General features: G+C 61.0%; 25 protein-coding genes. 7 read left to right on the top strand and 18 right to left on the bottom strand.

Annotated features, from left to right (window positions below; translation table 11 throughout):
* Window positions 1-64: 64 nt before the first annotated feature.
* The 3 genes from PCO31010_RS13970 to PCO31010_RS13960 form a co-directional block, all read right to left on the bottom strand.
* A complete protein-coding gene (locus PCO31010_RS13970) occupies window positions 65-1207 on the bottom strand; it encodes a hypothetical protein (protein ID WP_150664800.1) in 1143 nt (380 codons plus the stop codon).
* Window positions 1208-1326: 119 nt separating this feature from the next.
* Complete coding sequence (locus tag PCO31010_RS13965) at window positions 1327-1929, bottom strand: hypothetical protein (protein ID WP_150664799.1); 603 nt, start codon at window positions 1927-1929, stop codon at window positions 1327-1329.
* Between the two features lie 60 nt (window positions 1930-1989).
* On the bottom strand, window positions 1990-3168 hold the full coding sequence (locus PCO31010_RS13960) for a glycosyltransferase family 87 protein (RefSeq protein ID WP_150664798.1): 1179 nt from the start codon (window positions 3166-3168) through the stop codon (window positions 1990-1992).
* A gap of 384 nt (window positions 3169-3552) precedes the next feature.
* On the opposite strand from PCO31010_RS13960, the gene PCO31010_RS13955 reads away from it, so the two are divergent.
* On the top strand, window positions 3553-4257 hold the full coding sequence (locus tag PCO31010_RS13955) for a glycine zipper 2TM domain-containing protein (protein WP_150664797.1): 705 nt from the start codon (window positions 3553-3555) through the stop codon (window positions 4255-4257).
* 132 nt (window positions 4258-4389) lie between these two features.
* On the opposite strand, the gene iscX is transcribed toward PCO31010_RS13955, so the two are convergent.
* The 11 genes from iscX to PCO31010_RS13900 all read right to left on the bottom strand — a co-directional run bounded on the left by iscX (window position 4390) and on the right by PCO31010_RS13900 (window position 13282).
* Window positions 4390-4584 (bottom strand): Fe-S cluster assembly protein IscX, encoded by a 195-nt coding sequence (gene iscX, locus PCO31010_RS13950; RefSeq protein WP_039399317.1) that lies wholly within the window; start codon window positions 4582-4584, stop codon window positions 4390-4392.
* Window positions 4585-4634: 50 nt separating this feature from the next.
* Entirely contained in the window at window positions 4635-4976 is a 342-nt protein-coding gene (fdx, locus tag PCO31010_RS13945) for an ISC system 2Fe-2S type ferredoxin (protein WP_039399319.1), read from the bottom strand.
* Window positions 4977-4998: 22 nt separating this feature from the next.
* Entirely contained in the window at window positions 4999-6876 is a 1878-nt protein-coding gene (gene hscA / locus PCO31010_RS13940) for a Fe-S protein assembly chaperone HscA (RefSeq protein WP_150664796.1), read from the bottom strand.
* Between the two features lie 86 nt (window positions 6877-6962).
* Window positions 6963-7493, bottom strand: a complete 531-nt coding sequence (gene hscB, locus PCO31010_RS13935) for a Fe-S protein assembly co-chaperone HscB (RefSeq protein ID WP_150664795.1) — start codon at window positions 7491-7493, stop codon at window positions 6963-6965.
* Window positions 7494-7588: 95 nt separating this feature from the next.
* Window positions 7589-7819 carry a DUF3565 domain-containing protein gene (locus tag PCO31010_RS13930; protein ID WP_373275372.1) on the bottom strand — a complete coding sequence of 77 codons (231 nt, stop codon included), beginning with the start codon at window positions 7817-7819 and terminating at the stop codon, window positions 7589-7591.
* A complete protein-coding gene (gene iscA, locus PCO31010_RS13925) occupies window positions 7800-8123 on the bottom strand; it encodes an iron-sulfur cluster assembly protein IscA (RefSeq protein ID WP_150664794.1) in 324 nt (107 codons plus the stop codon). The genes PCO31010_RS13930 and iscA overlap by 20 nt, the downstream gene beginning before the upstream one ends.
* A 29-nt stretch (window positions 8124-8152) precedes the next feature.
* The gene (gene iscU, locus PCO31010_RS13920) at window positions 8153-8560 is read right to left on the bottom strand and encodes a Fe-S cluster assembly scaffold IscU (RefSeq protein WP_039399327.1); all 408 of its coding nucleotides are present in this window, start codon (window positions 8558-8560) and stop codon (window positions 8153-8155) included.
* A gap of 18 nt (window positions 8561-8578) precedes the next feature.
* Window positions 8579-9802, bottom strand: a complete 1224-nt coding sequence (locus PCO31010_RS13915) for an IscS subfamily cysteine desulfurase (protein ID WP_039399329.1) — start codon at window positions 9800-9802, stop codon at window positions 8579-8581.
* 31 nt (window positions 9803-9833) lie between these two features.
* Complete coding sequence (gene iscR, locus PCO31010_RS13910) at window positions 9834-10361, bottom strand: Fe-S cluster assembly transcriptional regulator IscR (protein WP_039399331.1); 528 nt, start codon at window positions 10359-10361, stop codon at window positions 9834-9836.
* Between the two features lie 116 nt (window positions 10362-10477).
* Complete coding sequence (locus PCO31010_RS13905) at window positions 10478-12586, bottom strand: site-specific recombinase (RefSeq protein WP_150664793.1); 2109 nt, start codon at window positions 12584-12586, stop codon at window positions 10478-10480.
* A 219-nt stretch (window positions 12587-12805) separates the two neighbouring features.
* Window positions 12806-13282, bottom strand: a complete 477-nt coding sequence (locus PCO31010_RS13900; protein WP_174984731.1) for a low molecular weight protein-tyrosine-phosphatase — start codon at window positions 13280-13282, stop codon at window positions 12806-12808.
* Window positions 13283-13613: 331 nt separating this feature from the next.
* Here PCO31010_RS13900 and PCO31010_RS13895 point away from each other — a divergent pair, with 331 nt between their 5' ends.
* Window positions 13614-14318, top strand: coding sequence for a lysozyme inhibitor LprI family protein (locus PCO31010_RS13895; protein ID WP_150664993.1), 705 nt, complete (start codon window positions 13614-13616; stop codon window positions 14316-14318).
* A 531-nt stretch (window positions 14319-14849) separates the two neighbouring features.
* On the opposite strand, the gene uvrB is transcribed toward PCO31010_RS13895, so the two are convergent.
* Window positions 14850-16937, bottom strand: coding sequence for an excinuclease ABC subunit UvrB (uvrB, locus tag PCO31010_RS13890; protein WP_150664792.1), 2088 nt, complete (start codon window positions 16935-16937; stop codon window positions 14850-14852).
* A gap of 331 nt (window positions 16938-17268) precedes the next feature.
* Here uvrB and PCO31010_RS13885 point away from each other — a divergent pair, with 331 nt between their 5' ends.
* Both PCO31010_RS13885 and PCO31010_RS13880 read left to right on the top strand, forming a co-directional pair.
* Window positions 17269-18468 carry an amino acid aminotransferase gene (locus PCO31010_RS13885; protein WP_150664791.1) on the top strand — a complete coding sequence of 400 codons (1200 nt, stop codon included), beginning with the start codon at window positions 17269-17271 and terminating at the stop codon, window positions 18466-18468.
* A gap of 246 nt (window positions 18469-18714) precedes the next feature.
* Window positions 18715-19956 (top strand): polyhydroxyalkanoate depolymerase, encoded by a 1242-nt coding sequence (locus PCO31010_RS13880; protein WP_150576713.1) that lies wholly within the window; start codon window positions 18715-18717, stop codon window positions 19954-19956.
* Window positions 19957-20073: 117 nt separating this feature from the next.
* Here the strand turns inward: PCO31010_RS13880 and PCO31010_RS13875 are convergent, their stop codons facing one another.
* A complete protein-coding gene (locus PCO31010_RS13875) occupies window positions 20074-20712 on the bottom strand; it encodes a TetR/AcrR family transcriptional regulator (RefSeq protein ID WP_150664790.1) in 639 nt (212 codons plus the stop codon).
* Between the two features lie 104 nt (window positions 20713-20816).
* On the opposite strand from PCO31010_RS13875, the gene rsxB reads away from it, so the two are divergent.
* The gene (gene rsxB, locus PCO31010_RS13870) at window positions 20817-21719 is read left to right on the top strand and encodes an electron transport complex subunit RsxB (protein WP_150664789.1); all 903 of its coding nucleotides are present in this window, start codon (window positions 20817-20819) and stop codon (window positions 21717-21719) included.
* 116 nt (window positions 21720-21835) lie between these two features.
* Complete coding sequence (nth, locus tag PCO31010_RS13865) at window positions 21836-22480, top strand: endonuclease III (RefSeq protein ID WP_150664788.1); 645 nt, start codon at window positions 21836-21838, stop codon at window positions 22478-22480.
* Window positions 22481-22613: 133 nt separating this feature from the next.
* On the opposite strand, the gene PCO31010_RS13860 is transcribed toward nth, so the two are convergent.
* Together PCO31010_RS13860 and PCO31010_RS13855 are read right to left on the bottom strand one after the other, a co-directional pair.
* A complete protein-coding gene (locus PCO31010_RS13860; protein WP_150664787.1) occupies window positions 22614-23207 on the bottom strand; it encodes a malonic semialdehyde reductase in 594 nt (197 codons plus the stop codon).
* A 91-nt stretch (window positions 23208-23298) separates the two neighbouring features.
* Window positions 23299-24249 carry a DMT family transporter gene (locus tag PCO31010_RS13855; RefSeq protein WP_150664786.1) on the bottom strand — a complete coding sequence of 317 codons (951 nt, stop codon included), beginning with the start codon at window positions 24247-24249 and terminating at the stop codon, window positions 23299-23301.
* Window positions 24250-24416: 167 nt separating this feature from the next.
* Here PCO31010_RS13855 and PCO31010_RS13850 point away from each other — a divergent pair, with 167 nt between their 5' ends.
* Window positions 24417-24848, top strand: a complete 432-nt coding sequence (locus PCO31010_RS13850; RefSeq protein WP_039399351.1) for a DUF1841 family protein — start codon at window positions 24417-24419, stop codon at window positions 24846-24848.
* Window positions 24849-24917: the final 69 nt, after the last annotated feature.

Raw genomic sequence — 24917 nt, 5'->3', positions numbered from 1 at the left:
CGCCAACCGTCCGCTCAGGCCGTACAGCAAAAAAGCCGCAACCGTTTCAGGGTTGCGGCTTTTTTCATCGCCATGCGTAATTCAAGCGTTGCGAAATCCACGATCGATCGTCGGTTGTAGATGACGAGCCATCGGATTCGCTCGTGGTCGTATGCTCATCCACGGGCACTTCTGTCGTGGACGTGTTCGTCGCCGCTTCCATGCAGGCTGCGCGACGACGCGTCAGTGCATCCTCCCCTTCCCGGCCAATCACCGACTTCCGCCAGTCGATCCCCGCACACTCGACGAGAAAGTCGTTGATCTCGATGGCCGCCACCGAGACAGCCTCACCTTCCTTTCCGGTGCGCTCAACCGATCGGGTGACATTCGCAAGGCAATCGACAAGCCCGCCTGCGTGCATGTGAAACGCCACGATGCGCGCGCAGATGGTGTCCGCAACGTTCCCCGCCTCGCGGGTGGCAAGATGCGGCAAAACTGCCCGGCCCACCGCACAAAATAGCTCTGTGTTCGGGTCTGAGGCCCACACGGATTCATCGATTATCGGCATGACCGCGCGCCACGACGGGGCCAGCGCACGCCACCCCAGGTCGTACTCGAGCGCCGCCATTGTTCCCGGGGCGAACCCCGGCTCCCGGATGTACACCGACGGCAGCGATAACGCCTCGACGGTTGCAAATTCACTGACGTCCACGTTTGGACTCGAGGCCCGAGGCAAGTCCGAGACCATTGCGAAATTAGCCTCCAAAGGCGAATGGACGTCGGTGCGCCGCCGCTCCCCCGAGCCAACGCCCAGGCACGCCATGCGTGCTGAGATATCCGACGGCACATCGCCCGCGCGAACGCTGGTCGGACATCCATCCGCAGCACGCGTCGCGTCGAGCAATTCCATCCAGAGCGCGCCGACCCGGTTCTCGTCCAGAAACGCCACGCGATCCGGCTCGGAATGCAAATGCATGATGGTGCGCCCGTCGACCTGCACCTCCACGGGCGCTTCACGCGGCAGGAGCGTCTGACACGGCGCGCGAGAAACAGGCTCGACGACGGCACGCAGGACCCGAGCGCTGTCGAAATCGGTCGCCAGGGCAATGTTCGACGGGCGCTCGGAGGCGATCGGCGAAAGTGCAGGAAGCCCGCCTCCGAGCGAATTGAGAGAGGGGGCGGCATAGGCGCTTGCGGCGTAGCTCGATACCGATGGCAAGGCTGGCATACGTAGTCTCCGGTGACGGCAGCGAAATGTGCCGTCAATGAGTCTATGTGGCCGTCGATGTCACGTTTTAGAGTCAAGAACCGTGGCTATGTGAAACGAGTCAATAAGAAAGCCTCGTTTCAGAAAGCCGGACTTCCGCGATAAGCGGACGGCCAGTCGCCATCGAGACGCAACCAGCTACGCGAGATGGGGAGCACCGCACCGTTCGATGCGCCCTCGATCAATTGACGCAGCGCCAGCGACGAGAGCGTCTTCGTGTCGGTGGGAAACGCCACCACGAAAGTCCGGTTCACGGCGATGGCCACAAATTCGGTCGTCTCAAAATGTTCCACCATCGACCGGTAGAGATTGCCCAGCACGAGCGCACCGGCAGGTGCCATCCAGTTGCCGCGCGAGCCGCCGACCATCGTGCCGTCGTCCAGGCGCGCAATACCGAATTCGAAGTGACGCGCCGTCCATGCCCGAGAGAGATTGGAGGCCGCCTGCGCGAATACCGCTTCGAAGGTCAGGTCAGCCGCCTTCAGATCGTCACCGTGCAGGCGTCGAAGTCCCGTCGGGCTATCGAGCACAAGCGTGACGAACACGTCGTCGGAAAATGGTTCGGTGACATCACCCTCAGGATCATGCGCGTCAACCCACGCACGTTGCACGACGTACGGATAGATATGCGGGTGGCTAGCCGCATCGAGCGGCGTTTCAAGAGCAGGTAGCGTATCGATCATGACAGTGGGACAGGTCGACGGGAATGACGTTCACAGACAATGCGTGCCATTATGCGCGCGTCACATCGGACGCGGATGCATCCATCGACGTGCGCGCATCACGATCAGTAGCATGAACGCAGGCAGTATCCACACGCCCCACTGCCCCATCGGCGTCCATAGCACCGCGAGATACGCTTGTAGCGGCAGCACCCAGGCGACGGCCAGAAGCCAGTCCTCCAGCCCTTTCCACGGCCCGCGCGGCACATCGGCATGACGCGAACCTGACGGAGCCGCATCTATCGGCACGGCAACGCAAAGCAACGGCACGATCAACCAGACCAGCTCGTAATACAGCAAATACGGCTGGACGAGTAACGTGGCGATCATGGCGGCAGCCACGCGCAACGCAAGCGGTGCCTGTCTCACCCACAACCCCGCCGTGAAGAGTACGGACGGTGCCGCCACTAGCCCGTATGCCAGGTACGCCGCAGGCAGCGTCGCGCCCTGCAATCGCGTCATCGCAAACACCGTGGGCATCGCATGCCAGATGTCTCCCGCACCTTGCTGAACGATTTCTGCGTTGAACGCCGCCACGGCCGCGAAAAACGCCTCCCACAATGTCCATCCGCCCCATAGCAGCGTGAGACCGCAACACGCGCCCCCGGTAAGCACCATCGTGCCTAGCGCTCGCCACTGCTTGCCGCATAGCCACCACAACGGCAACAGCAGCGCAAATTGCGGCTTGATGACGAGCAAACCAGCACATACGCCCGCCAGCAGGGGGCGCACACTCGACTGAGTGAGTGCGACGCTCATCAGCAACAACGTAATGATGGAGTTCTGACCGACAAGCACGGCCACCCAAAGGCCGGGAAAAGCCATCGCCACGAGCCACGGCCAACCGGCCCATCGTCGCCATTGCGTCACCGCCAACGCAAACACCGCGATGCTCACGACGACGTATATCGCGTACGTCCACGGATAAGGCAACCACGAGAGCGGCTGGATCAGCCATTGGAATGTCGGTGGATAGAGCCAGTGCCCGAGTTCTGTGTATGCAGGAAAGAACTGGAGTTGTGCGGCGTCGAGCATGTCCGGCTGAAATGCCGCCATCGCGCCGAGATGCGTCGTCATCCAGGACACTGTCCAGTAGATACGCAGATCGTGCCCAAGCGGAGGCATGCTGTTCTCGCCACTGCCGTCGCTCGTCAACCAACTGACGGCCCACGCACCCAGTGCAAGCCATTGCACCAGCATAACGACGACGGCTGCGATAACGACCCCGCGTGACAACGTGGTAGCTCCCGAAGCCTTGCTTCGTTGCCGGAGTACTCCACTTGACGTCACCGTCTGTCGATTCACGTCCCGCCTCCCCCACGACTTGTTTCTTTTGTTAAGTCCGCCCCGTCAGACTTGTGGGACGCGCGCTATCGCCAGCAAAAAATATTCATATATTTCATTAACTTAGAACAACCCCAAGGGTCCATCGATACGCATCACTGCGATGCACATCTTACATCGCGTTACAAAATGAAACGGATGCCGCGCTTGCCGTGACGGAAACTTTTCTCATGCGAAATCGCCCGTGCACGCCAGCACGCAGAAGGAGATTCGCACTTACCGCACGATGGAGAAAACAACATGGATAACGATCTGCAACCGCGCCGCATGCATCCTTTGGTCGCTGCCGCTGCCGGCAGTATCGTCGTAGTCAGCCTGCTGGGTGTTGCCGCCATTACCGGCGTGCTGCCCGTGGCCAAGAGTACGGACGGCCCCGCGTCGTCGGGCAACAGTTCGCAATATGCGCTGACGTCGCCGCAACCGCCGTCGCTCTCGGCACAATCGCAATCACAACCGTCCACGACGGCCGCGCAGCAGCAAGCGCAACAATCGCAATACGCGGCGCAGCAACAAGCGGCAGAGCGCGCTCCGGCTCCGCAGCCGACGTATGCGCAACAAACGGCGGCACCGGCACAACCGACTCAATCGACACAACAACAAGCCGCGGCTTGCTCTACGTGCGGTACGGTGCAATCGGTACAGCCAATCCGTACGGAAGGCCACGCCTCGGGTCTGGGTGCCGTGGGGGGTGCCGTGGCCGGCGGTCTGCTCGGCAATCAGTTCGGCGCAGGTAACGGCCGTACGGCTATGACGGTGGTCGGCGCGCTCGGCGGGGGTCTGGCAGGTAACGAAGTCGAAAAGCGTGTGCGTTCCGACACCGTGTATCGCGTCTACGTCCGCATGGATACCGGCAAGACGCGCTACTGGACCTATCAGTCCGCACCGGGCGTACAACCGGGTGACCGTGTGCGTCTGGAAAACAACGGACTCGTACGCGCAAGTTGAAGCTTCGGCGGCATGTCGTCGCCCGCACGTGAATTCGTCTCGCAGAAACACAAAAGCCGCTCCCCTGAGCGGCTTTTGTTTTGGGATGCGATCACTTGCTGCGCATCCTTTCGTCTCTCACGACATCCCGAATCAGTCGGCTTCGTCGATCCATGCCAGTTGAATGGCTTCCAGGATCTTCTCGCCGGAACGGTCCGGCGCATCGTCGAATCCATCGAGCGCGACCACCCACTTATGCAGGTCGGTGAACCGCACATATTGCGGGTCGACATCGGGATGCGCTTCAGTCAGCGCAATGGCGATTTCCAGGCTGTCGGTCCATTTCATGGGGAAGCTCCTTTGTTATCTCATCACTGCGCGAGGCCTGGTGGCGTCGATCAGTGATTTTCCTTGGCGTGATTGATCGTGTACTTCGGAATCTCGACGACCAGATCGGTGTCGTCGGGCATCAACGTCTGGCACGACAGGCGCGACGTCGGCTCCAGGCCCCAGGCCTTGTCGAGCAGATCTTCCTCTTCGTCTTCTGCGGCTTCCAGCGATTCGAAACCTTCGCGCACGATCACGTGGCACGTCGTACAGGCGCACGACAGCTCGCAGGCATGCTCGATCTCGATGTGGTTATCGAGCAGCGCACGACACACCGACGTGCCCGGCGCGACCTCCAGCACAGCGCCCTCCGGGCACAACTCGACGTGAGGCAATACAACGATTTGCGGCATGGCTTTGAATTCCGTGTGTGTCTTACAGTTTGTCGATATCCGCAACGCGTCGGCCGGCCAGCGCGGCACGGATACTCTTGTCCATGCGGCGTGCAGCGAACTCGTCGGTGGCGTGCGAAAGCGTTTCGGTGGCCGTCTTGATGGCGACCTGATCGTCGCCGCCAGCCTTCTGACGCAGGTCGGCGAGCAGCGCGTCGATCTGCGTACGCTCCTCGGCATTGAGCAGTTCCGGATCGGCTTGCAGCGCGCTGTCGATGGCGACCAGAAGACGTTCGGCCTCTACCTGCTGCTCACGCAGCGCACGGGCCCGCATGTCCTGCTCGGCCGAGCCGAAGCTGTCCTGCAACATGCGCGAGATGTCCTCGTCGGCCAGCCCGTAGGACGGCTTGACCTCGATGGACGCCGCCACGCCGGAATGCATTTCCTGCGCGAAGACGGACAGCAACCCGTCGGCGTCAACCTGATACGTCACACGGATGCGCGCCGCGCCAGCCGTCATCGGCGGAATGCCGCGCAGCTCGAAGCGCGCCAGCGAACGGCAGTCCGACACCAGTTCACGCTCGCCTTGCAGCACGTGAATGGCCATGGCCGTCTGACCGTCCTTGAACGTCGTGAATTCTTGCGCACGCGCCACCGGAATCGTGGCGTTACGCGGAATGATCTTCTCGACCAGGCCGCCCATCGTCTCGACGCCCAGCGAGAGCGGAATCACGTCGAGCAGCAGCCAGTCGTCGCCTTCGGCCTGATTACCGGCGAGCAGATTCGCCTGCACGGCGGCACCCAGTGCAACGACCTGATCCGGGTCGAGGTCGACCAGCGGTTCACGACCGAAGAAGCTCTCCACGGCCGCCCGCACTTGCGGCATGCGCGTTGCGCCGCCCACGAGCACAACGCCCTTGACGTCTTCCGGTCCCATCCCCGCGTCACGCAGCGCCTTGCGCATCGGGCCGATCGTGCGTTGCACGAGCGGTGCGCCCAGCGCCGTGAACTGTTCACGCGTGAGTGCCAACGACAGGTTGCGGTCCCCGGACAACGTCACGGTGAGGGTCGCTTGCTCGGCATCGGTGAGCGCTTCCTTAACGGTACGTGCGTGGTCCAGCAAACTGCGCACGTCTTCGGGCGTCAGCGACGCCGTTTCGATACCGGCGCTCTGCACTGCCCAGCGGTAGATAGCCTGGTCGAAGTCGTCGCCACCCAGCGCCGAATCGCCACCCGCCGCGAGCACTTCGAACACGCCCTTCGTCAGACGAAGGATCGAGATGTCGAACGTACCGCCGCCAAGGTCGTAGACCGCGTAGAGTCCTTCCGCTGCGTTGTCCAGACCGTACGCGATCGCAGCAGCCGTCGGCTCGTTGAGCAGGCGCAGGACATTGAGACCGGCCAGGCGCGCGGCGTCTTTGGTGGCTTGCCGTTGCGCGTCGTCAAAGTACGCGGGCACCGTGATCACAGCGCCGACGAGATCGTCGCCAAGGGTATCTTCGGCACGCTGACGCAGCGTCGCGAGAATCTCAGCGGACACTTCCACCGGGCTCTTCACGCCACCCGCAGTGTTCATCTGCACCATGCCCGGCGCGTCGACGAAATCGTACGGGGCGTTGTCTGCGTGGGCGACGTCCGCGAGACCACGGCCCATGAATCGCTTGACGGAGACAATGGTGTTGCGCGGATCGGTGGCGGCAGCCGTCTTGGCGTCATACCCGATCTGCGTGCGGTGACCGCCCAGATAACGGACGACGGACGGCAGCAACACGCGGCCCTGATCGTCGGGGAGGACTTCGGCCACACCGCTGCGCACGGAGGCCACGAGCGAATGCGTCGTGCCCAGGTCGATGCCCACGGCGAGTCGCCGCTGGTGCGGCGCGGGGGACATGCCGGGTTCGGAAATTTGCAGAAGGGCCATGACTTTGCAATGCGGGCGACGCGTGAGCGCGTCCACCCTGTTCTCAAGCAGTTCTCAATGACATGTGACGGCGCCGCACCGGGCCGTCACGCGTTTTCCAGCATTTCGATGCGCTGCGCGATATCTTCCTCAGCGCGCGCAATAAACATCAGTTGCCGCACGGCTTCCGCCGCGGGCTGCCAGGCCGCGCTGGCGAGCCAGTCGCCCAGCTTCGTCAGCCGCACACGACGATCATCGCGCAAGGACTTGGCGAGCGCGTCGAGCGCGCCAATATTGCGAGCAGCGACGGCGTCGTCGATCGCTTCGCGCCACTCCATCTGCTGCATCAGAAAATCGGGGGCCATCGCGGTATTGTTCTCCGCGCCCACGTCGATGCCCTGCAACGTCAGCAAATAAGTCGCGCGCTGCAACGGATCACGCAGCGTGCGGTACGCCGCATTCGCCTGCGCGGCCCATTGCATGGCCACGCGACGCTCTGCATCACTCGCACTTGCGAACCGGTCCGGATGCACGCGCGATTGCACCGCACGATAGGCTGCCTCCAGCGCCTCGGCATCGAGCGCGAAGCCCTGCGGCAGATCGAACAGCGTGAAATAGTTGTCAGTCAATGCACTCATCGCGCTCTGGGCTCACATTCGACCCGTAAAAAAAGCGGCTCGCGCCGCCTTGTTGCCTACGCTACTACGCCCCGCTCGCCAGACCGACCCTTGCTTCATTCGTCGACTGGCTCGCCGCGCTCGCATTTGCGACACGGCAACTCGCTGCCCAGCATCGCGTCGCGGCCTTCCGGGCTTTGCGTCCATGTCCGGATCTGCCACGGAGGGAGATGCCGGACATGTTGCCCATGCCCACATGCGAGTCGCGCGACCCACTGGCCTTCGTCGTCTTGCCGAAAACCGATGATCTCGCGCAGCGGTGCAACGTCAGACGCGGAACGACTCACCGCAGCCGCATTCGTCCTTGACGTTCGGATTGTGGAAGCGGAATCCTTCGTTCAGGCCTTCGCGCGCGAAGTCCAGCTCGGTGCCGTCGATGTACGGCAGACTCTTCGGATCGACGATCACCTTCACGCCGTGGCTTTCGAAGACCGTGTCTTCGCCCGCCACGTCGTCGGCGTACTCCAGCTTGTAGGCCAGGCCCGAGCAGCCGGTCGTCTTCACGCCCAGCCGCAGGCCCACGCCCTTGCCGCGCCGCGTCAGATAACGCGTAACGTGCTGCGCGGCCTTCTCGGTCAATGTAACGGCCATCTTGCCTGATTCCTTATTCGTCGCGCTGCTTACGCAGCCTGAGCCGCATCGGCCGACTGGCCGTGCTTCTGCTTGTAGTCGGCCACGGCCGCCTTGATGGCGTCTTCGGCCAGAATCGAGCAGTGAATCTTCACCGGCGGCAGGGCCAGTTCTTGCGCGATTTCGGTGTTCTTGATTTCGAGCGCCTGATCCAGCGTCTTGCCCTTGACCCACTCGGTCACCAGCGACGACGACGCAATCGCCGAGCCGCAACCGTAGGTCTTGAACTTGGCGTCTTCGATCACGCCGGCTTCGTTCACGCGGATCTGCAGCTTCATCACGTCGCCACAGGCCGGTGCGCCGACCATGCCCGTACCAACGGCGTCGTCGCCCTTCTCGAACGAACCGACGTTACGCGGGTTTTCGTAGTGATCCAGAACTTCCTTGCTGTACGACATGGCTAACTCCTTGAATACTCAGTGTGCGGCCCATTGGATCGAATTAAGATCGACCCCGTCCTTGTACATTTCCCACAGCGGCGACAGATCGCGCAGCTTGCCGATCTTGCTCTTGAGCAGTTCGACCACGTAGTCGACTTCCTGCTCGGTCGTGAAACGACCCACCGTGAAGCGAATCGAGCTGTGCGCCAGTTCGTCGTTGCGGCCCAAAGCGCGCAGTACGTACGAAGGCTCGAGCGAGGCCGACGTGCACGCCGAACCCGACGACACCGCCACATCCTTGATCGCCATGATCAGCGACTCGCCTTCGACAAAATTGAAGCTGATGTTCAGGTTGTGCGGGACACGTTGTTCCATGTCGCCGTTCACATACACTTCTTCCATCTCCGTCAGGCCCTTGAGCAGACGGTCGCGCAGCATACGCACGCGCTCGTTCTCGACGGCCATTTCTTCACGGGCCAGACGGAATGCCTCGCCCATGCCGACGATTTGGTGCGTAGCGAGCGTACCCGAACGCATACCGCGTTCATGACCACCACCGTGAATCTGTGCTTCGATACGCACGCGCGGCTTGCGACGCACATACAGCGCACCGATACCCTTCGGGCCATACGTCTTGTGCGCCGAGAACGACATCAGGTCGACCTTCAGTGCGGCCAGATCGATCGGCATCTTGCCGGTCGCTTGCGCAGCGTCAACATGGAAAATGATGCCCTTCTCGCGGCAGATCTCACCGAGCGTAGCGATGTCCTGAATCACACCGATCTCGTTGTTCACGGCCATGATCGACACGAGAATCGTGTCCGGACGCAGTGCCGCTTTGAACACTTCCAGATCCAGCAGGCCGTCGTCCTTGACGTCCAAATAGGTCACTTCGAAGCCTTCGCGCTCCAGCTCACGCATCGTGTCGAGCACAGCCTTGTGCTCGGTCTTCACGGTGATGAGATGCTTGCCCTTGCCTTGATAGAAGTGCGCCGCGCCCTTGATGGCGAGGTTGTTCGACTCAGTCGCGCCGGACGTCCACACGATTTCGCGCGGATCGGCATTCACCAGCTTGGCGACTTCCTCGCGTGCCTCTTCCACCGCCTGCTCCGCGGCCCAGCCGAACGAGTGGCTGCGCGATGCCGGGTTGCCGAACTGCTCACGCAGATAAGGCAACATCTTGTCCACGACGCGCGGGTCAATCGGCGTCGTGGCGCTGTAATCCATGTAGATGGGGAGGTTGAGGGTGTCGTTTTTCATGGGGTGCTCCAGGATCGTGCCGTGGCGCCTGTTATGAACGGGCCATATCAAAGACCGAATTGGGGATACGCGTCGTCATCGTCTGGTTATTGTTGCCAGACTCGCGCGTGTCGCGCAGCACGGCCTGTTGAGCCTGCTTGCTGCGCTGCTGCTCGACGAGGTCACGCAGGGAAACGGAATCGAGATACTCAACCATCTTCTGATTGAGCGTCGCCCACAGCTCGTGCGTCATGCAGTGGCCGCGATGGCCGTCCTGGCCCTTCTCGCAATTGCCCTTGCTGCCGCACTGTGTGGCGTCGAGCGGTTCGTCGACCGCAATGATGATGTCAGCGACCGTCACCTCTTCTGCGCGGCGCGCAAGACTGTAACCACCGCCCGGACCACGCACGCTCTCCACGATTTCGTGGCGGCGAAGCTTTCCGAACAGTTGCTCCAGATAAGAGAGCGAAATTCGCTGACGCTGACTAATGCCCGCAAGCGTCACGGGACCCGCGTCCTGGCGCATGGCCAGGTCGATCATCGCCGTGACGGCGAAACGGCCTTTCGTGGTAAGTCTCATGATGATGCAGGGGATTAATCTCGACTATTTTCGTCAAGTATAAATTCCCTACGAATTTAGTCAAGTACTTCTGGCCCATTTTTTGCGGAAGTTCCCTCGTCCTCTTGTGAAATTTCTTATTTTTCGGGACGAGCTTCCGATCGGGGCGAGCCCAGAGGAAACAGCAGCACCAGGGGATTGCGCAGCACGGCGCGCCAGATGGCGCGGTGGATTTGCCGACGGTCACCTAATCGCAGTGGACGCGATCGAAGCGCCATGTGGAATGCTAACGCAAAACTCACGCCGACGTTGAGCAGCCCCATCGCCGCGACCCCGGCGAACGCCAGCCAAAGTGCCGGGTCCCGCAGCACACTACTGCCCAGCACGCCGATCGACGTTGCGATCGATCCGGTCGACAGCGTGACGTGGCGCACTTCGAACGGCAACGCAAATGCCGTCAGCACGGCCGGCACGAGTCCCAGCATGAAGCCGAGCATGAGATTGCCCAGCACCGGCGCGATGTGGCGTCGGCACCAGTCGGCGAGCCGCGCCGCGCCCTGACGTCCAAAAACGAAACGTAGACGGCGGTTGTACGCAAGGACGTCGCCAATGCCATGCAAGGCGAACCAGTTGTCAGCCCAGCCGGAAATAAGGCTGGAGCACCACAACAGCACGCCGGTCAGCGCCGCAAAGAACGGCGTTACGCCAAGAATCGAGAACGAATTCAGCGTAGCGTGCGCCTTTTCCGGTGAGATGGTGTTTGCGCCAAGCGCCGCCGACACCGCCCACTGCACCAACAGGCAGAACGGGAAGACCATCGCCAGATTGCCGAAGATGGCGGCCGCCTGAGTACGCACCAGCGCAATCACCTCTCCGACGAACGCATCCATCCCCCCCGGCGTATCGACGTCATCGAGCTTACCGGCGATGGCCGGTGCCGTCATGGCCGGTTGCTTGGTGGCCAGCGTGAAGTGGCAAAAGTGCATGAACAGGAAGCACAGCGCGTAGTTGGCCCCGGCAAGGAAACCCTCCACCACGGTCGGAAAGTGGGCCCCGGCAATCATGAACTTGATGTAGACGGTCACGACCGTCACCAATCCGCCGCCACAGGCCATCTTCAACATTGAGAAATACTCGCTGCGATTGCGCGCGATGTAATGCTCGCCGGTTTCCGCACTGCGTTCGACGACCTTGCGCGCCAGCAAGCCAAACGACGTTCGCGCCAGTTCGCCGACGCTTTGGCTAGCGCGGTTGGCCCTCACCAGGTCCGCAAGCAACTGGACGCGCGCTGCGACCCTATCGCCGCGATCTCCGTAGGTCAGCCACGCCTCCAGCAAACGTTCGAGACGACGAATCCGCGCCTTCGCACGCTCGACCTGAAACACAATATCGACGCTGACGCCGTTCTCGTCGAGGTGCGCATACACGTCACGCACCGCACGGCCACAATCATCCAGCAGTGCGCGAAATACGTTGATCTGCTGCACGAACAATTGCGACGGCGGTGCGCCGTGCGCGAACTCCTGACCGGCATCCTCAAGCGCCTGCATCGCACGCCCGAGCCGGTAAAACGGCGAGTCGGTGACGCGGGAATACGAAAGTCGCGAGCGTACCGCCTGCGACAGTCCCGTCGATGCGATCTGATCGACAAGGTGATGCATCGCGGCAAGCAGATCCTCGGCAAACGGATTCCAGTCCACGTCGGCGTCGTCCGCCTCGCCGTGATGAAGCAGCGCAATCAAATCGCCCAGCAACTCGGCGGGCAAGACGGCGATCCAGTCGGCAGCATCCCCGTCGGGAAACATCAGGGAACACAACGCCGAGAGGTCCCGTCGCGTTGGCGGCGGCGGAATCAGCGCTTTTTCGATTCGCTCGGTCAGCGCGCCCCAAAAGCCGGGCCGCACCGGCATGCCGGTGTCGCAGAGCAGTGAAATGGCATCGCTTTCGTTGACGACGCTACGCAGCGTGCACGCGACGGACAGCCGCCACTGCGGATTGCGCTCCAGCATTTGCAACAGATAGCGCAGGCGCGTATGCGGCCGGTATCGTGCGGCCTCCCCCTCCCCGCGCACTTCGTTGACAATCGCGCCGCGCTTTTGCACCCAATGCGCCAACTCGATCAACCATTGATTGCGTACGGCCAGCGGCGCGGTGGGATCCGCGTGCGCGAGCAATTCGTCGAGTTGATGGCCAGCATGGCGCGAGGCGCGCCACTTGCGCCAGTACAAAGTAAGCGAATTGAACATGGATCGGAAAGTGCGTAGTCAGCTACAGCGTCAGCGACAGAAACAGAGGGGACACGGGAGTCACCGGCACTTCTGGCGTACGACACATCGCACTGCCCCGCCTCATCCCGTCAAAGAGGGCCGAATGATAGCCTTGTTGAGGCAGCTCGCGAAGCGATCTCGTCACCGATCACGACGCACACGCCATTTCCCCAGAAGGATACGCGCGCCGACAACCGATCAGTCGGCCTGTCCCAAACGCACGAGCAGACCATCGAGACCGTCTTCAATATAGTCGAGCACCGTTTCGAACCCTTGCGCGCCGCCGTAATAAGGATCTGGCACTTCCGTCGCGTCATGCCGCGTCGCAAAATCCATCAACAGGACGATCTTGTGACGAAAGGCCGCAGGGCTACGTGCCGTGAGCTCCGAGACGTTCGCGTTATCCATGGCCACGATCCATTCGAAGTGCTCGAAATCGCTCGCTTCGACGCGGCGCGCCCGCAGCTCACTCAGATCGTAGCCGCGCCGCTCGGCCGCCGCCTGCGTACGCTCATCCGGGGCGTGACCAATGTGATAACTGTGCGTCCCTGCCGAATCGACCTCGATGAGGTCGGACAATCCCGCTTTGGCGAGTCGATCGCGAAAAATGCCGTCGGCACTCGGGGAGCGGCAGATGTTGCCCATGCAGACGAACAAGACGGAGGTTTTCTTCATTTGATTTAAATCGAAATACAACAAAAATTCGTATTTCGATCCATCCTTAAGTTTCTTGAATCCGGGAGAAATGTATTAAAGTTGCGATCATCATTCACACGGGGAAGGACATCGACTCACCGGAGTCTATGTACCACAATATAAAACGATGAAAAAGTACTGGAAAACTTTCGCGAGCGTATGCGTCACGTCCATCGCCCTGACGGCCTGCCAGAAGGAAGCGCCAAAAGAACCAACGCAGTCTCAGACGCCAGCCCCTGCCGCGAATATCCTACCTCCGACGCCTGCTCCGACTCCGGTCCCGCCGCCACAGCCGCGTCACAACTATGCACTGAACCAAAATGGAACTTATGGCTATGAGCCGGCATTGAGCGAAGATGACATCCGCCAAGGCCGCGCCACAAAGGCTCTTGTGATGGTTCGATATGTCGGATTACGCGAAGGCAATTACGTTTTGCTGATTATCGATCAAAACAATCCTGCCATCGCGACCAGAATCACGTGTCAAGCGCCGTGTGAATTCGCTCAGTCTCAGGTCATGTCAAACGATTACGTGCTCAAGACAGAAACCGTTCGCGTCACGCCCAGTTCGCTCTTGAGCGCCATGATCGACGATGCAATGGCAGGTCAACTAGTTGCATACGGAAGCCGTCAAAACAGTCCCGCAGCAAGTATCGCGACGAACAATACTGGCTCCGCGAGCTCAGGAAGTATGCAAGGCCAGCCCGATACACCAGTCGACGCGGGAGGACAATTACAACAAGCGAGCTTTGATTGCACGAAGGCCAAGTCAATACCGGAATACCTTATCTGTCATGACCCGCAGCTCGCTGCGTCGGATCGCGAACTCGCCAGCATCTTTCAACAAGCGAAGCTTGCCGTTCAAGATCAGGCAGCCTTTACAGAACGCACTCGCAAGCAATGGAATTATCGCGAAAAGAACTGCCGGGATAAGGACTGCTTGATCGCTTGGTACGAATATCAAAAGAACACACTGACCAAGATTGCGCAAACCGGAGACGTGAGCGCCCAGTAACGTAACGCTCACTCGATGACACGAGCTTGCCTGTAGGGTGGGCGGCGTCTACACCGCGCCCACCTGAGCCCCCAATGAAGATCACGAAAGCCGCCAGCCAGCTCCTTTCACTCTGCCTCACCATACCGCTGACGAATACTGGCGTCGATAAAAAGCATTGCACGTCCAACGACGTTGCACTGCAGGGCTGAGTCCGGGGCTTGCCCCAAGCGGTCGATATCAAAACTCAATTTGCCCCGTTTTTCCGGGAACCGACGATTCAGGACCCGAAGGGGTGATTCCCCTAAGCTGCGGCCAGCGGACGATTGTCGGGCAGCCTCCAGACTTCACGGCCAATATTGTGCCTTCATCGCCGAACTTGAGAGTCAAATCGGTCGAGTCGCCCCCCCTTTGGCCTCAACCAACCCGCAGAATCTAACCCAACACGTTCGATCAGGATTGATTACTATTCTTTCGAATTAGCTGCAGCAGCCTCAAAGCGTAGACAAGCGGCTCGGGGCCCACGTCATGAGCTGCTGCCCCGAGCTTCGCTTACGCCTTCGGCCCCAATTCCGCCTCGCTGGCGCCATCGGTACCGAACACCAGCGCCTTGACGTGCAGCAACTGGTCCCGCACCTTGGCCGCCTTCTCGAACTCAAGATTGCGTGCATGTTCCTGCATCTGCTTTTCGAGCTTCTTGATCTCGCGAGCCAGTTGCTTCTCGGACATGTCCTGATAGTGCGCCTGCTCTTTCGCCTCTGCCATTTCCGCCTTGGCGTCTTCCGGATCGTAGACACCGTCGATGATGTCCTTGATGCGCTTCTTCACGCCTTGCGGCACGATCCCGTGCGCTTCGTTGTGCGCCATCTGCTTGGCGCGACGACGATCCGTCTCACTGATTGCCCGCTTCATCGACTCGGTCATCTTGTCCGCGTACAAGATGGCGGTACCGTTCACGTTACGTGCGGCCCGCCCGATCGTCTGAATCAGCGAACGCTCCGCGCGAAGGAAGCCTTCCTTGTCCGCATCCAGAATCGCAACCAGCGACACTTCAGGAATATCCAGCCCCTCGCGTAGCAAGTTGATGCCGACGAGTACGTCGAACGCCCCCAACCGCAAGTCACGGATGATTTCTACTCGCTCAACGGTATCGATATCGCTGTGCAGATAACGGACCTTCACACCGTTATCCGATAAGTACTCGGTCAATTGCTCGGCCATTCGCTTCGTGAGCGTCGTGACAAGCACGCGCTCCCCCACAGCCACGCGTTTGTTGATTTCCGAGAGCACATCATCCACCTGCGTACGAGCCGGACGGACATCGATCGTTGGATCGATCAGCCCGGTCGGACGCACCACCTGCTCCACAATCTGCCCGGTACGCTTGGCCTCGTAATCTGCGGGCGTCGCCGAGACGAAGATCGCCTGACGCATTTTGCGTTCGTACTCGGCAAACTTCAGCGGACGGTTATCCAGCGCCGACGGCAGACGGAAGCCGTAATTGACCAGATTTTCCTTACGCGCCCGGTCGCCGTTGTACATGCCGTTGAACTGGCCGATGAGCACGTGGGACTCGTCGAGGAACATCAGGGCGTCTGGCGGCAAATAGTCGACGAGCGTCGGCGGCGGCTCGCCGGGCGCTGCGCCCGACAAATGTCGCGAGTAGTTTTCGATGCCCTTGCAGAACCCCAGCTCCTGCAACATCTCCAGATCGAAGCGGGTACGCTGTTCGAGGCGTTGCGCTTCGACCAGCTTGCCATCCTTATAGAAGAAGTCGAGCCGCTCGCGCAGTTCGTCCTTGATCGTCTCGATCGCGCGCAGCACCGTTTCTCGCGGGGTCACGTAATGTGAGGACGGATACACCGTGAATCGCGGCACCTTCTGACGCACGCGCCCGGTCAGTGGATCGAAGAGTTGCAACGAGTCGACTTCGTCGTCGAACAACTCCACGCGCAGCGCGAGCTCGGCGTGTTCCGCCGGGAAGATGTCGATGGTGTCGCCGCGCACGCGGAACGTGCCACGCCCGAAGTCCGTCTCGTTACGCGTGTACTGCATCGCGATCAGTCTTGCGATGATCTCGCGCTGCCCCAGCTTGTCGCCCTGACGCACGGTCAGGATCATCTGGTGGTACTCGCTCGGATTCCCGATACCGTAGATGGCGGACACGGTGGCGACGATCACCACATCTCGGCGCTCCAGCAGGCTTTTCGTCGCCGACAACCGCATCTGCTCAATGTGCTCGTTGACCGACGAGTCCTTCTCGATGAACAGATCGCGCTGCGGCACGTACGCTTCCGGCTGGTAATAGTCGTAGTACGAGACGAAGTACTCCACCGCATTTCGCGGGAAGAACTCACGAAACTCGGAATACAACTGCGCCGCCAGGGTTTTGTTCGGCGCAAACACAATGGCCGGACGTCCCATGCGGGCAATGACGTTCGCCATGGTGAACGTCTTGCCGGAGCCGGTCACACCCAGCAGCGTCTGGAACGCGAGCCCGTCGTCGATCCCTTCGGTCAACTGGGTAATGGCCGTAGGCTGATCGCCTGCCGCAGGAAACGGGCAATAGAGCTGATAAGGCGAGTCGGGGAACGTCAGGAACTTGCTTTCGTCGAGATCGGTGTCAGCCGCAGGGGTCATGGCGGGGGCGCGAGCATGAGGGACGTAATCTGGCATTTTAGCGCGTCGGACGATTCCCTGAGTCCGATGGGTGACAGCCACCCCATCGAGCCACCGCAAGCAACGCAGACGCAGCCTGCGGAAGGCGCGCGCGAGTCGCGTACCCGTCGATTTCGTCAATTTCTGGCAATGCGTGGCAGTTTTCGTGCCGAAAAGGCACGAATTCGTGCACAGCGGGCCGGTGTTTACCACAAGCGCGGGTAATCTTCGCTAAAATAGCCCGCTGGGCCGAACCTGCGTAAGTTGCGGCCGACCCGCTGCATTTTCCTACTACCTGCCTCGAGCCGTCGAAATGACTCTCTTTTCCGCTGTCGAACTCGCCCCGCGCGACCCCATTCTTGGTCTGAACGAAGCCTACAACGCCGATCACCGCACCAATAAGGTGAACCTGGGTGTTGGCGTGTATTTCAATGCAGAAGGCAAACTGCCCCTGCTCAAGGCCGTGAAGGCAGCGGAAGAACAACGCGTGGCGGCTGGCCTGCCGCGTGGCTATCTGCCGATCGAAGGTATTGCTGCCTACGACAAGGCCGTCCAGGAAATGCTGTTCGGCAAGGAATCGCCGGTGCTGGCCGAAGGCCGCGTGATCACCGCTCAGGCACTGGGCGGCACGGGCGCACTGAAGATCGGCGCCGATTTCCTGAAGCAACTGAACCCGAACGCCACGGTCGCCATCAGCGATCCGAGCTGGGAAAACCACCGTGCCCTGTTCACGACGGCTGGCTTTAACGTCGTGTCGTACCCGTACTACGACGCCGAATCGCACGGCGTGAACATCGCCGGCATGCTGGACATGCTCGGCAAGGAACCGGAAGGCACGATCGTCGTGCTGCACGCCTGCTGCCACAATCCGACCGGCGTCGACCTGACGATGGATCAGTGGGCGCAAGTTGTGGAAGTCGTGAAGGCCCGCAAGCTGGTGCCGTTCCTCGATATCGCCTATCAGGGCTTCGGTGACGGCATCGACGCCGACGCCGCCGTGGTGCGCCTGTTCGCCTCCACCGGCCTGAACTTCTTCGTCTCGAGCTCGTTCTCCAAGTCGTTCTCGCTGTACGGTGAACGCGTTGGCGCCCTGTCGATCGTGACGGGCAGCAAGGACGAATCGACCCGCGTGCTCTCGCAGCTCAAGCGCGTGATCCGCACCAACTATTCGAACCCGCCGACGCACGGCGGCTCGGTCGTCGCCGCTGTGCTGGGCAACGCCGAACTGCGCGCCCTGTGGGAAGAAGAACTGGCCGAAATGCGTGAGCGTATCCGCGCGATGCGTCTGGCACTGGTCGAAAAGCTGCGCGCCCACGGTGTGCAACGCGACTTTTCGTTCGTGATCAAGCAACGCGGCATGTTCTCGTACTCCGGCCTGACGGCCGATCAGGTCGAGCGTCTGCGCGAAGAGTTCGGTATCTACGCCGTGAGCACCGGTCGCATCTGCGTGGCCGCGCTCAACGACAAAAACATCGACACGGTGGCGTCCGCCATCGCGCAAGTGCTGCGCTGATCGATTGACGGTTTGCCGCGCGGTCAATGATCGCGGCTGCCGGTGCGACAAAAAGCCCGCCCACCAGCGGGCTTTTTTTGCACCTCAAATTGTTGCGCCGCAACAACGATAGTTAATAACAATGGTCTGAATAAGCTAAGACTATCGACCTGATGCAGAAATGCCATATATCAGGGTTATGCTGCGTTGCACACCCGCGATAAACGGTTGCATAATTCCCCCATCATCCGCCTCAGGGCACACAACATGCTGTATCAGATTCATGAGTACAACCGTGCGTGGCTGAATCCTCTCACCACGTGGGCAAAGGCGGCGGCGACGACTTTCGTCAACCCGGGCAGCCTGCTTGCCATGATGCCGGGCGCGCCCCGCATCGCCGCCGGATACGAATTGCTCTACCGGCTTGGCAAGGACTACGAAAAGCCCGAATTCAACATCAAGGCAGTCGAAGTGGACGGTCACAACATCCCGGTCGTGGAAATGACCGCGATGGAGAAGCCGTTCTGCCGCCTGCTGCGCTTTAAGCGATACGCTGACGACGCGAGCGCCGTGGGGCAACTCAAGGACGACCCGGTCGTGCTGGTCGTGGCCCCGCTCTCGGGTCACCATGCCACGTTGCTGCGCGACACCGTCTCTACGTTGCTTAAGGATCACAAGGTGTACATCACCGACTGGGTCGATGCGCGTATGGTGCCGCTCGATGCGGGGTCGTTCCATCTTGACGACTACGTTGCGTACATTCAGGAATTCATCCGCCACATCGGCGCTGAAAACCTGCATGTCATTTCGGTCTGCCAGCCGACAGTGCCTGTGCTCGGCGCGATCTCGCTGATGGCGTCGAACGGCGAGAAGACGCCCAAGACCATGACGATGATGGGTGGCCCGATCGACGCTCGCAAGAGCCCGACATCGGTCAACTCGCTCGCGACGAACAAGTCGTACGAATGGTTCGAGAACCACGTGATTCATGCAGTGCCTTCGAACTACCCCGGCGCCGGACGCCTTGTGTATCCGGGCTTCCTGCAGCACGCGGGCTTCGTCGCCATGAATCCGGACCGCCATCTGAAGTCGCACTGGGACTTCTATCTGGATCTGATGCGCGGCGACAGCGACGATGCCGACTCGCACCGCCGCTTTTACGACGAGTACAACGCGGTGCTCGACATGGCAGCCGAGTACTATCTCGACACCATCAAGACCGTGTTCCAGGACTTCAGCCTCGCGAGCGGTACGTGGGATGTGGCCGGTCAGCGCGTACGTCCGCAGGACATCAAGACCACGGCGCTCTTCACCATCGAAGGCGAGCTGGACGACATCTCCGGTAGCGGGCAAACGCAAGCTGCGCACGAGCTTTGCACCGGTATCCCGGCCAAACGCCGCGCGCATTTCACCGCGCCGAAGTGCGGGCACTACGGGATTTTCTCCGGCAGCCGCTGGCGTAATGTGATCTATCCGCAGATTCGCGACTTCATCGTGAAGAACGCCTGACCGTCATTCGGTAATCCCGACGGACATACGAAAACCGCCGCGAGGGCATTGGCTCTCGCGGCGGTTTCTTTTTGCGGCCTTCGGTTCGATTGGACGCCGCAGATCGCGGCCGTCCGCTTAACGCGTGCGCAGCGAATCCAGCAGCATCTGCGTATTGAAGGATGAGTACGTCTTTCTCGACTCGTCGCTCATGACATCGCGTCCCATCACAATGGAAAGCGTATGTCGATTCGACATCACGTAATAACCCATCGCCGAGATCGTCACGTACAGATCGACCGGATCGACGCTCTGACGAATTTCGCCACTGGCCTGACCGCGCTTGAGGGTCTGCGCGAGCAGTTCCACGATCGGCGAGACCTGCTGGCGAATTTCCGTCGACTGACGCATCGACTTTGCCTCGTGCAGATTTTCGTTATTGATGAGCTGAATCAGCTCCGGGTGATCGGCGTAGTAATCCCACACGAAGTGGGCGAGTTCGGCTACGGCTTCGAGCGGCGCAAGCAGATCTAGCTTGAGCGCGTGTTCCGCACGATTGAATTCGCCATAGACCTCTTCGAGCACGGCCAGATAAAGCTGGTCCTTGTTGCCGAAGTAGTAGTAGAGCATTCGCTCATTGATGTCGGCTCGGCGTGCGATGCTGTCCACGCGAGCACCACTGGAACCACGTTCCGCAAATTCCTCGATCGCAGCGGCAAGAATGCGCTGTCGGGTGCGTTCCGGGTCACGTTTGATCTTGGTTTCTGATGTTGTCATGATCGGCCGGTCGTTCTCATCGGGCGGAATTATGGCACAACGGTTTCAGTGTTTCTGCAAAATGCAGGATAATTCTAGTTTCCGCCGAATCCCCCACAAAAGACGTGTCCGAAGTCAGCGCGCTCGCTCAGCGCATCGATGCCCTATTGCCCCAGACGCAATGCACCAAATGCGGTTACGCAGGTTGCCGTCCGTACGCCGACGCTATCGCGAGCGGACAAGCCAGCTATAACCAATGCCCGCCAGGCGGGGCCGAAGGTGTCGAGCGCCTTGCGAAGTTGCTCGGCCGTCCCGTCATTGCAATCAATCCGGAGAACGGGGTCGAACGCCCGCGCCCCCGGGCTGTGATCGACGAATCGCTCTGCATCGGCTGCACCTTGTGCATTCAGGCTTGCCCGGTCGACGCCATTGTCGGCGCGGCCAAATTGATGCATACGGTCATCGAAGACCGCTGCACCGGCTGCGATCTCTGCGTACCGCCCTGCCCCGTCGACTGCATCGACATGGTGCCGGTGACCGGGGAGCGCACAGGATGGGACGCCTGGTCGCAAAAGCAAGCCGACGAGGCTCGCACCCACTTTGAGGCCCATCAGGCCCGTCTGGAAAAGGACAAGGCGCAACGTGAAGCCCGTCTCGCGGCACGTGCTGCGCGCGTTGCGCCGGGACCGCAAAGTACGCCCGCCGCCGATAACGTCCAGCCGCAGGTCGCGGCACCTCGCGCGGAGACATCGTCGGTTTCGAATGATGGAACCGCAGGGGCGGCGCCCGTCGCCGACGAAGCGGCAACGGCAGCAGCACGCAAGCAAGCCATCATTCAGGCCGCGCTCGAACGTGCTCGCCAGAAGAAGGCTGCGCTGGCCGCCGAAGGCCTAGGTCCCAAGAACACCGAGAACGTGTCTGCGGCCGTCCAGGCGCAGATCGACGAAGCAGAAGCCCGCCGTAAGCGACTTGGGTTTGAGGCAAACGGTGACGCTCCCAGCACCGACAATGCCAAAGACAACGATTGATGTAGCGCCCATTTGTAAGAACTGCGAAGCCCTGACGCTTCGAACGGACGGCTAACCGGCCATTGATGGGTCGTCCTCGATAACAAGACAAACGCCACGCCACACGCGCCCCCGCCATGAACGACGCCAAACGCCGTGCCCTGTTCGAAACGCTGCAACAACTCAATCCCACACCGACGACGGAGTTGGAATACACGTCGCCTTTTGAGTTGTTGATTGCGGTACTACTCTCCGCACAGGCGACCGATGTCTCCGTGAACAAGGCGACCCGCAAGCTTTACGCCGTCGCGAACACCCCCGCAAAAATGATTGCGCTGGGCGAAGCAGGCGTGTCCGATTTCATCAAGACGATCGGGCTGTATCGCACGAAGGCCAAGAACGTCATCGCCACCTGCCAATTGCTTCTCGACAAGCACGCCGGGGAAGTGCCGCGATCGCGTGAAGCGCTCGAAGCGTTGCCTGGCGTTGGCCGCAAAACCGCTAACGTGGTACTGAATACCGCATTCGGCGAGGACACGATTGCCGTCGACACGCACATTTTCCGTGTCGCCAACCGCACGGGACTGGCACCCGGCAAGGACCCGCTGGCCGTCGAACTGGCCCTGGAACGCGTAACACCTCGCGAATTCAAACACGACGCGCATCACTGGCTCATCTTGCACGGCCGCTACGTATGCAAGGCACGCAAGCCAGAGTGCTGGCATTGCGCGATCGAACCGCTCTGCGACTTCCGGCCGAAAACACCTGCGCCGAAGGCGTGACACGCCATTAGCGCTCGCCGACGTCAGCCACGGCGGCAGTACAAACAAAACGGGCGGCCCGATATCGGGACCGCCCGTTTTGTTTGTACGCTTCACACATCGAATGATGCCGCGAAGCGTCACCGACCTTGCATCAGATGATGCGCGCCGCTTCGTCGAACGACAAACGCGGGTTGCGTGGGAACAGCTTGTCCTGATCGCCGTAGCCCAGATTGCAGATGAAGTTCACACGCCATTCGGTGCCAGCAAAGAACGTATCGTTGACTTTCTGAGCGTCGAAACCGGCCATCGGACCGCAATCCAGACCCAACGCGCGCGCGGCCAGAATAAAGTATCCGCCTTGCAGCGAGCTGTTCATATGGGCGGCGCCTGCTGCCTTGGCGGCATCACCCGAGAACATCGGCACCATCTTCTCCGCGCCGTTCGGGAACAGCTTGGGCAGGTGCTCGTAAAACTTCAGGTCATACGCAATGATGGCCGTCACGGGGGCCGTACGTGTCTTGTCCACGTTACCCGGTGCCATGCATTCGATCAGTTTCGCCTTCGCCTCCGGGCTCTTCACGAAGACAATCCGGGCGGGCGTCGTGTTGGCCGACGTCGGGCCCCACTTCACCAGATCGTAGAGTTCGCGCAGCGTCTCGTCGCTGACCGACTTGTCGAGCCACACGTTGTGCGTGCGGGCATCGGTGAACAACTGGGCGATGGCTTCTTTGGCAATGATGCTCATGACGAATGACCTCGGGTGTTGAATAGCGAACGAAGGGCGATTGTACCGTTGCCGCACGGCGGACGCAGGCGCGCCAAAAATACCCACGGAATCAAGCGTTTGCCGACGCCCCACGCGCAGATAGCCAGAGCACGCCCGCCAGAATGAGTGCCCCGCCCGCCCACTGTCCCGCTGTGAGCGTTTCACCGAGCAGCATGGCCGCGAGCAGCACCGTCACGACGGGCTCCAGCGTCGAGAGCATGGAGGCGCGTCCCGCGCCAAGACGTTGCAAACCGGCGAAGAAGGTCAGAATCGCGATGACCGTAGAACAAACGGCAATCGCGGTGAGCGCCGCCCATCCACCGATCTCTGCGGGCCAACGCAACGGCAGTCCCTGTGAGCTGCGTACCGCAGCCAGAACGCCGAAGGAGACCGTTGCAGCAAGACAAACGAGCGTTGCCGTCGCTCGCGCGTCGACACCCCGCGTCAGTTGTGCGCCCACGATGATGTATCCCGAATAGATCAACGCGGCGGCGACTGCCAGCGCCATACCCAGAGGTTGCCCCTGACCGCCGCCGACGGTCAGCGCCGTCCCCAGCGAGCACAGGACCAGCGCGCCGAGCTTTACCGATGTCAGGCGCTCATGCAGAAAAACGGCCGCCAGAAGCGTGACGAATACCGGGTAAAGGTAAAGCAGCAATGCAACGAGCGACGCCTGTGCATACTGCAACGCGCCAAAGAAACACAGCGATTGGCCGACGTAGCCGATGCCGCCCATCAGCGCGATATGTAGCGACTGGCGGCGCGACGGAAAGCGGACCCGCTGCATGCGGCACCAGAGAAGCAGCAGCATGGCAGCGACGAAGAATCGGAACAGCAACATGGCGAACATGTCGGCGCCGGAAGCCGTGGCCGCACGCGCGAAAATCGCCATCGCCCCGAACGCCGAGGCCGAGATGGCGATCAACGCGATGCCGCCCCACGCAGACGGTGGCGTGTGAGGCGCGGCGGGAACGCCATCCGGTGCAGTGCTTGCGGTGGGGGTACGGGGGCTTTGCGACATGATTACGCGATTTGGGGGACAATACGGCGTGTTTTACATGCGTTGCTGGCGCGTTCGGTCCATCACAGGCACGCCTGGCGTCTTTCCGTATCGTGCGAACGGATTCGCCATTGTAGCCACGGCAAGGCGCGCCGCAAGACGCCTCAAAAGAACCCCACGGAGTCCCCATGTTCAATCCGAGCCGTGACGAAGTCCGGCAATTCTTCTGCACCACGTGGCAAAAGCAGCGTGATGGCAATATCCTGACGCCGCTCGAAACGATTGCCGCCGACTGGATCAACGAACACCCCGAGTACCACGACGCGCTTGCCGATACCGAAGACGCCAGCGCCCGCGATTACTCGCCGGAAGCGGGCCAGACCAACCCGTTCCTGCATTTGTCCATGCACCTGGCGATCAGCGAGCAGGTCTCCATCGATCAGCCACCCGGTATCCGCGCCGCGTACGAAAAGCTGACGAATCGCCTTGACTCGCCGCACGAGGCGCAGCACCGCATCATGGAGTGTCTGGGGCAGACCCTGTGGGAAGCCCAGCGCAGCGGTCAGCCGCCCGACTCGGACGCCTACCTCCAGCGTATCGAGCAGCAGGCATCGCGCTAAGCGCCCTCCGGTGGTTGCGGCAGCACGCAAACGGCGTGGTGCCGCCAGCACTAACCGTACGCTGCCCCG

This window comes from Pandoraea commovens (assembly GCF_902459615.1).
Classification (GTDB): Bacteria; Pseudomonadota; Gammaproteobacteria; order Burkholderiales; family Burkholderiaceae; genus Pandoraea; species Pandoraea commovens.
The sequence above is the reverse complement of the archived record's forward strand: the minus strand, read 5'-3'. Positions and strand labels throughout refer to the sequence as shown.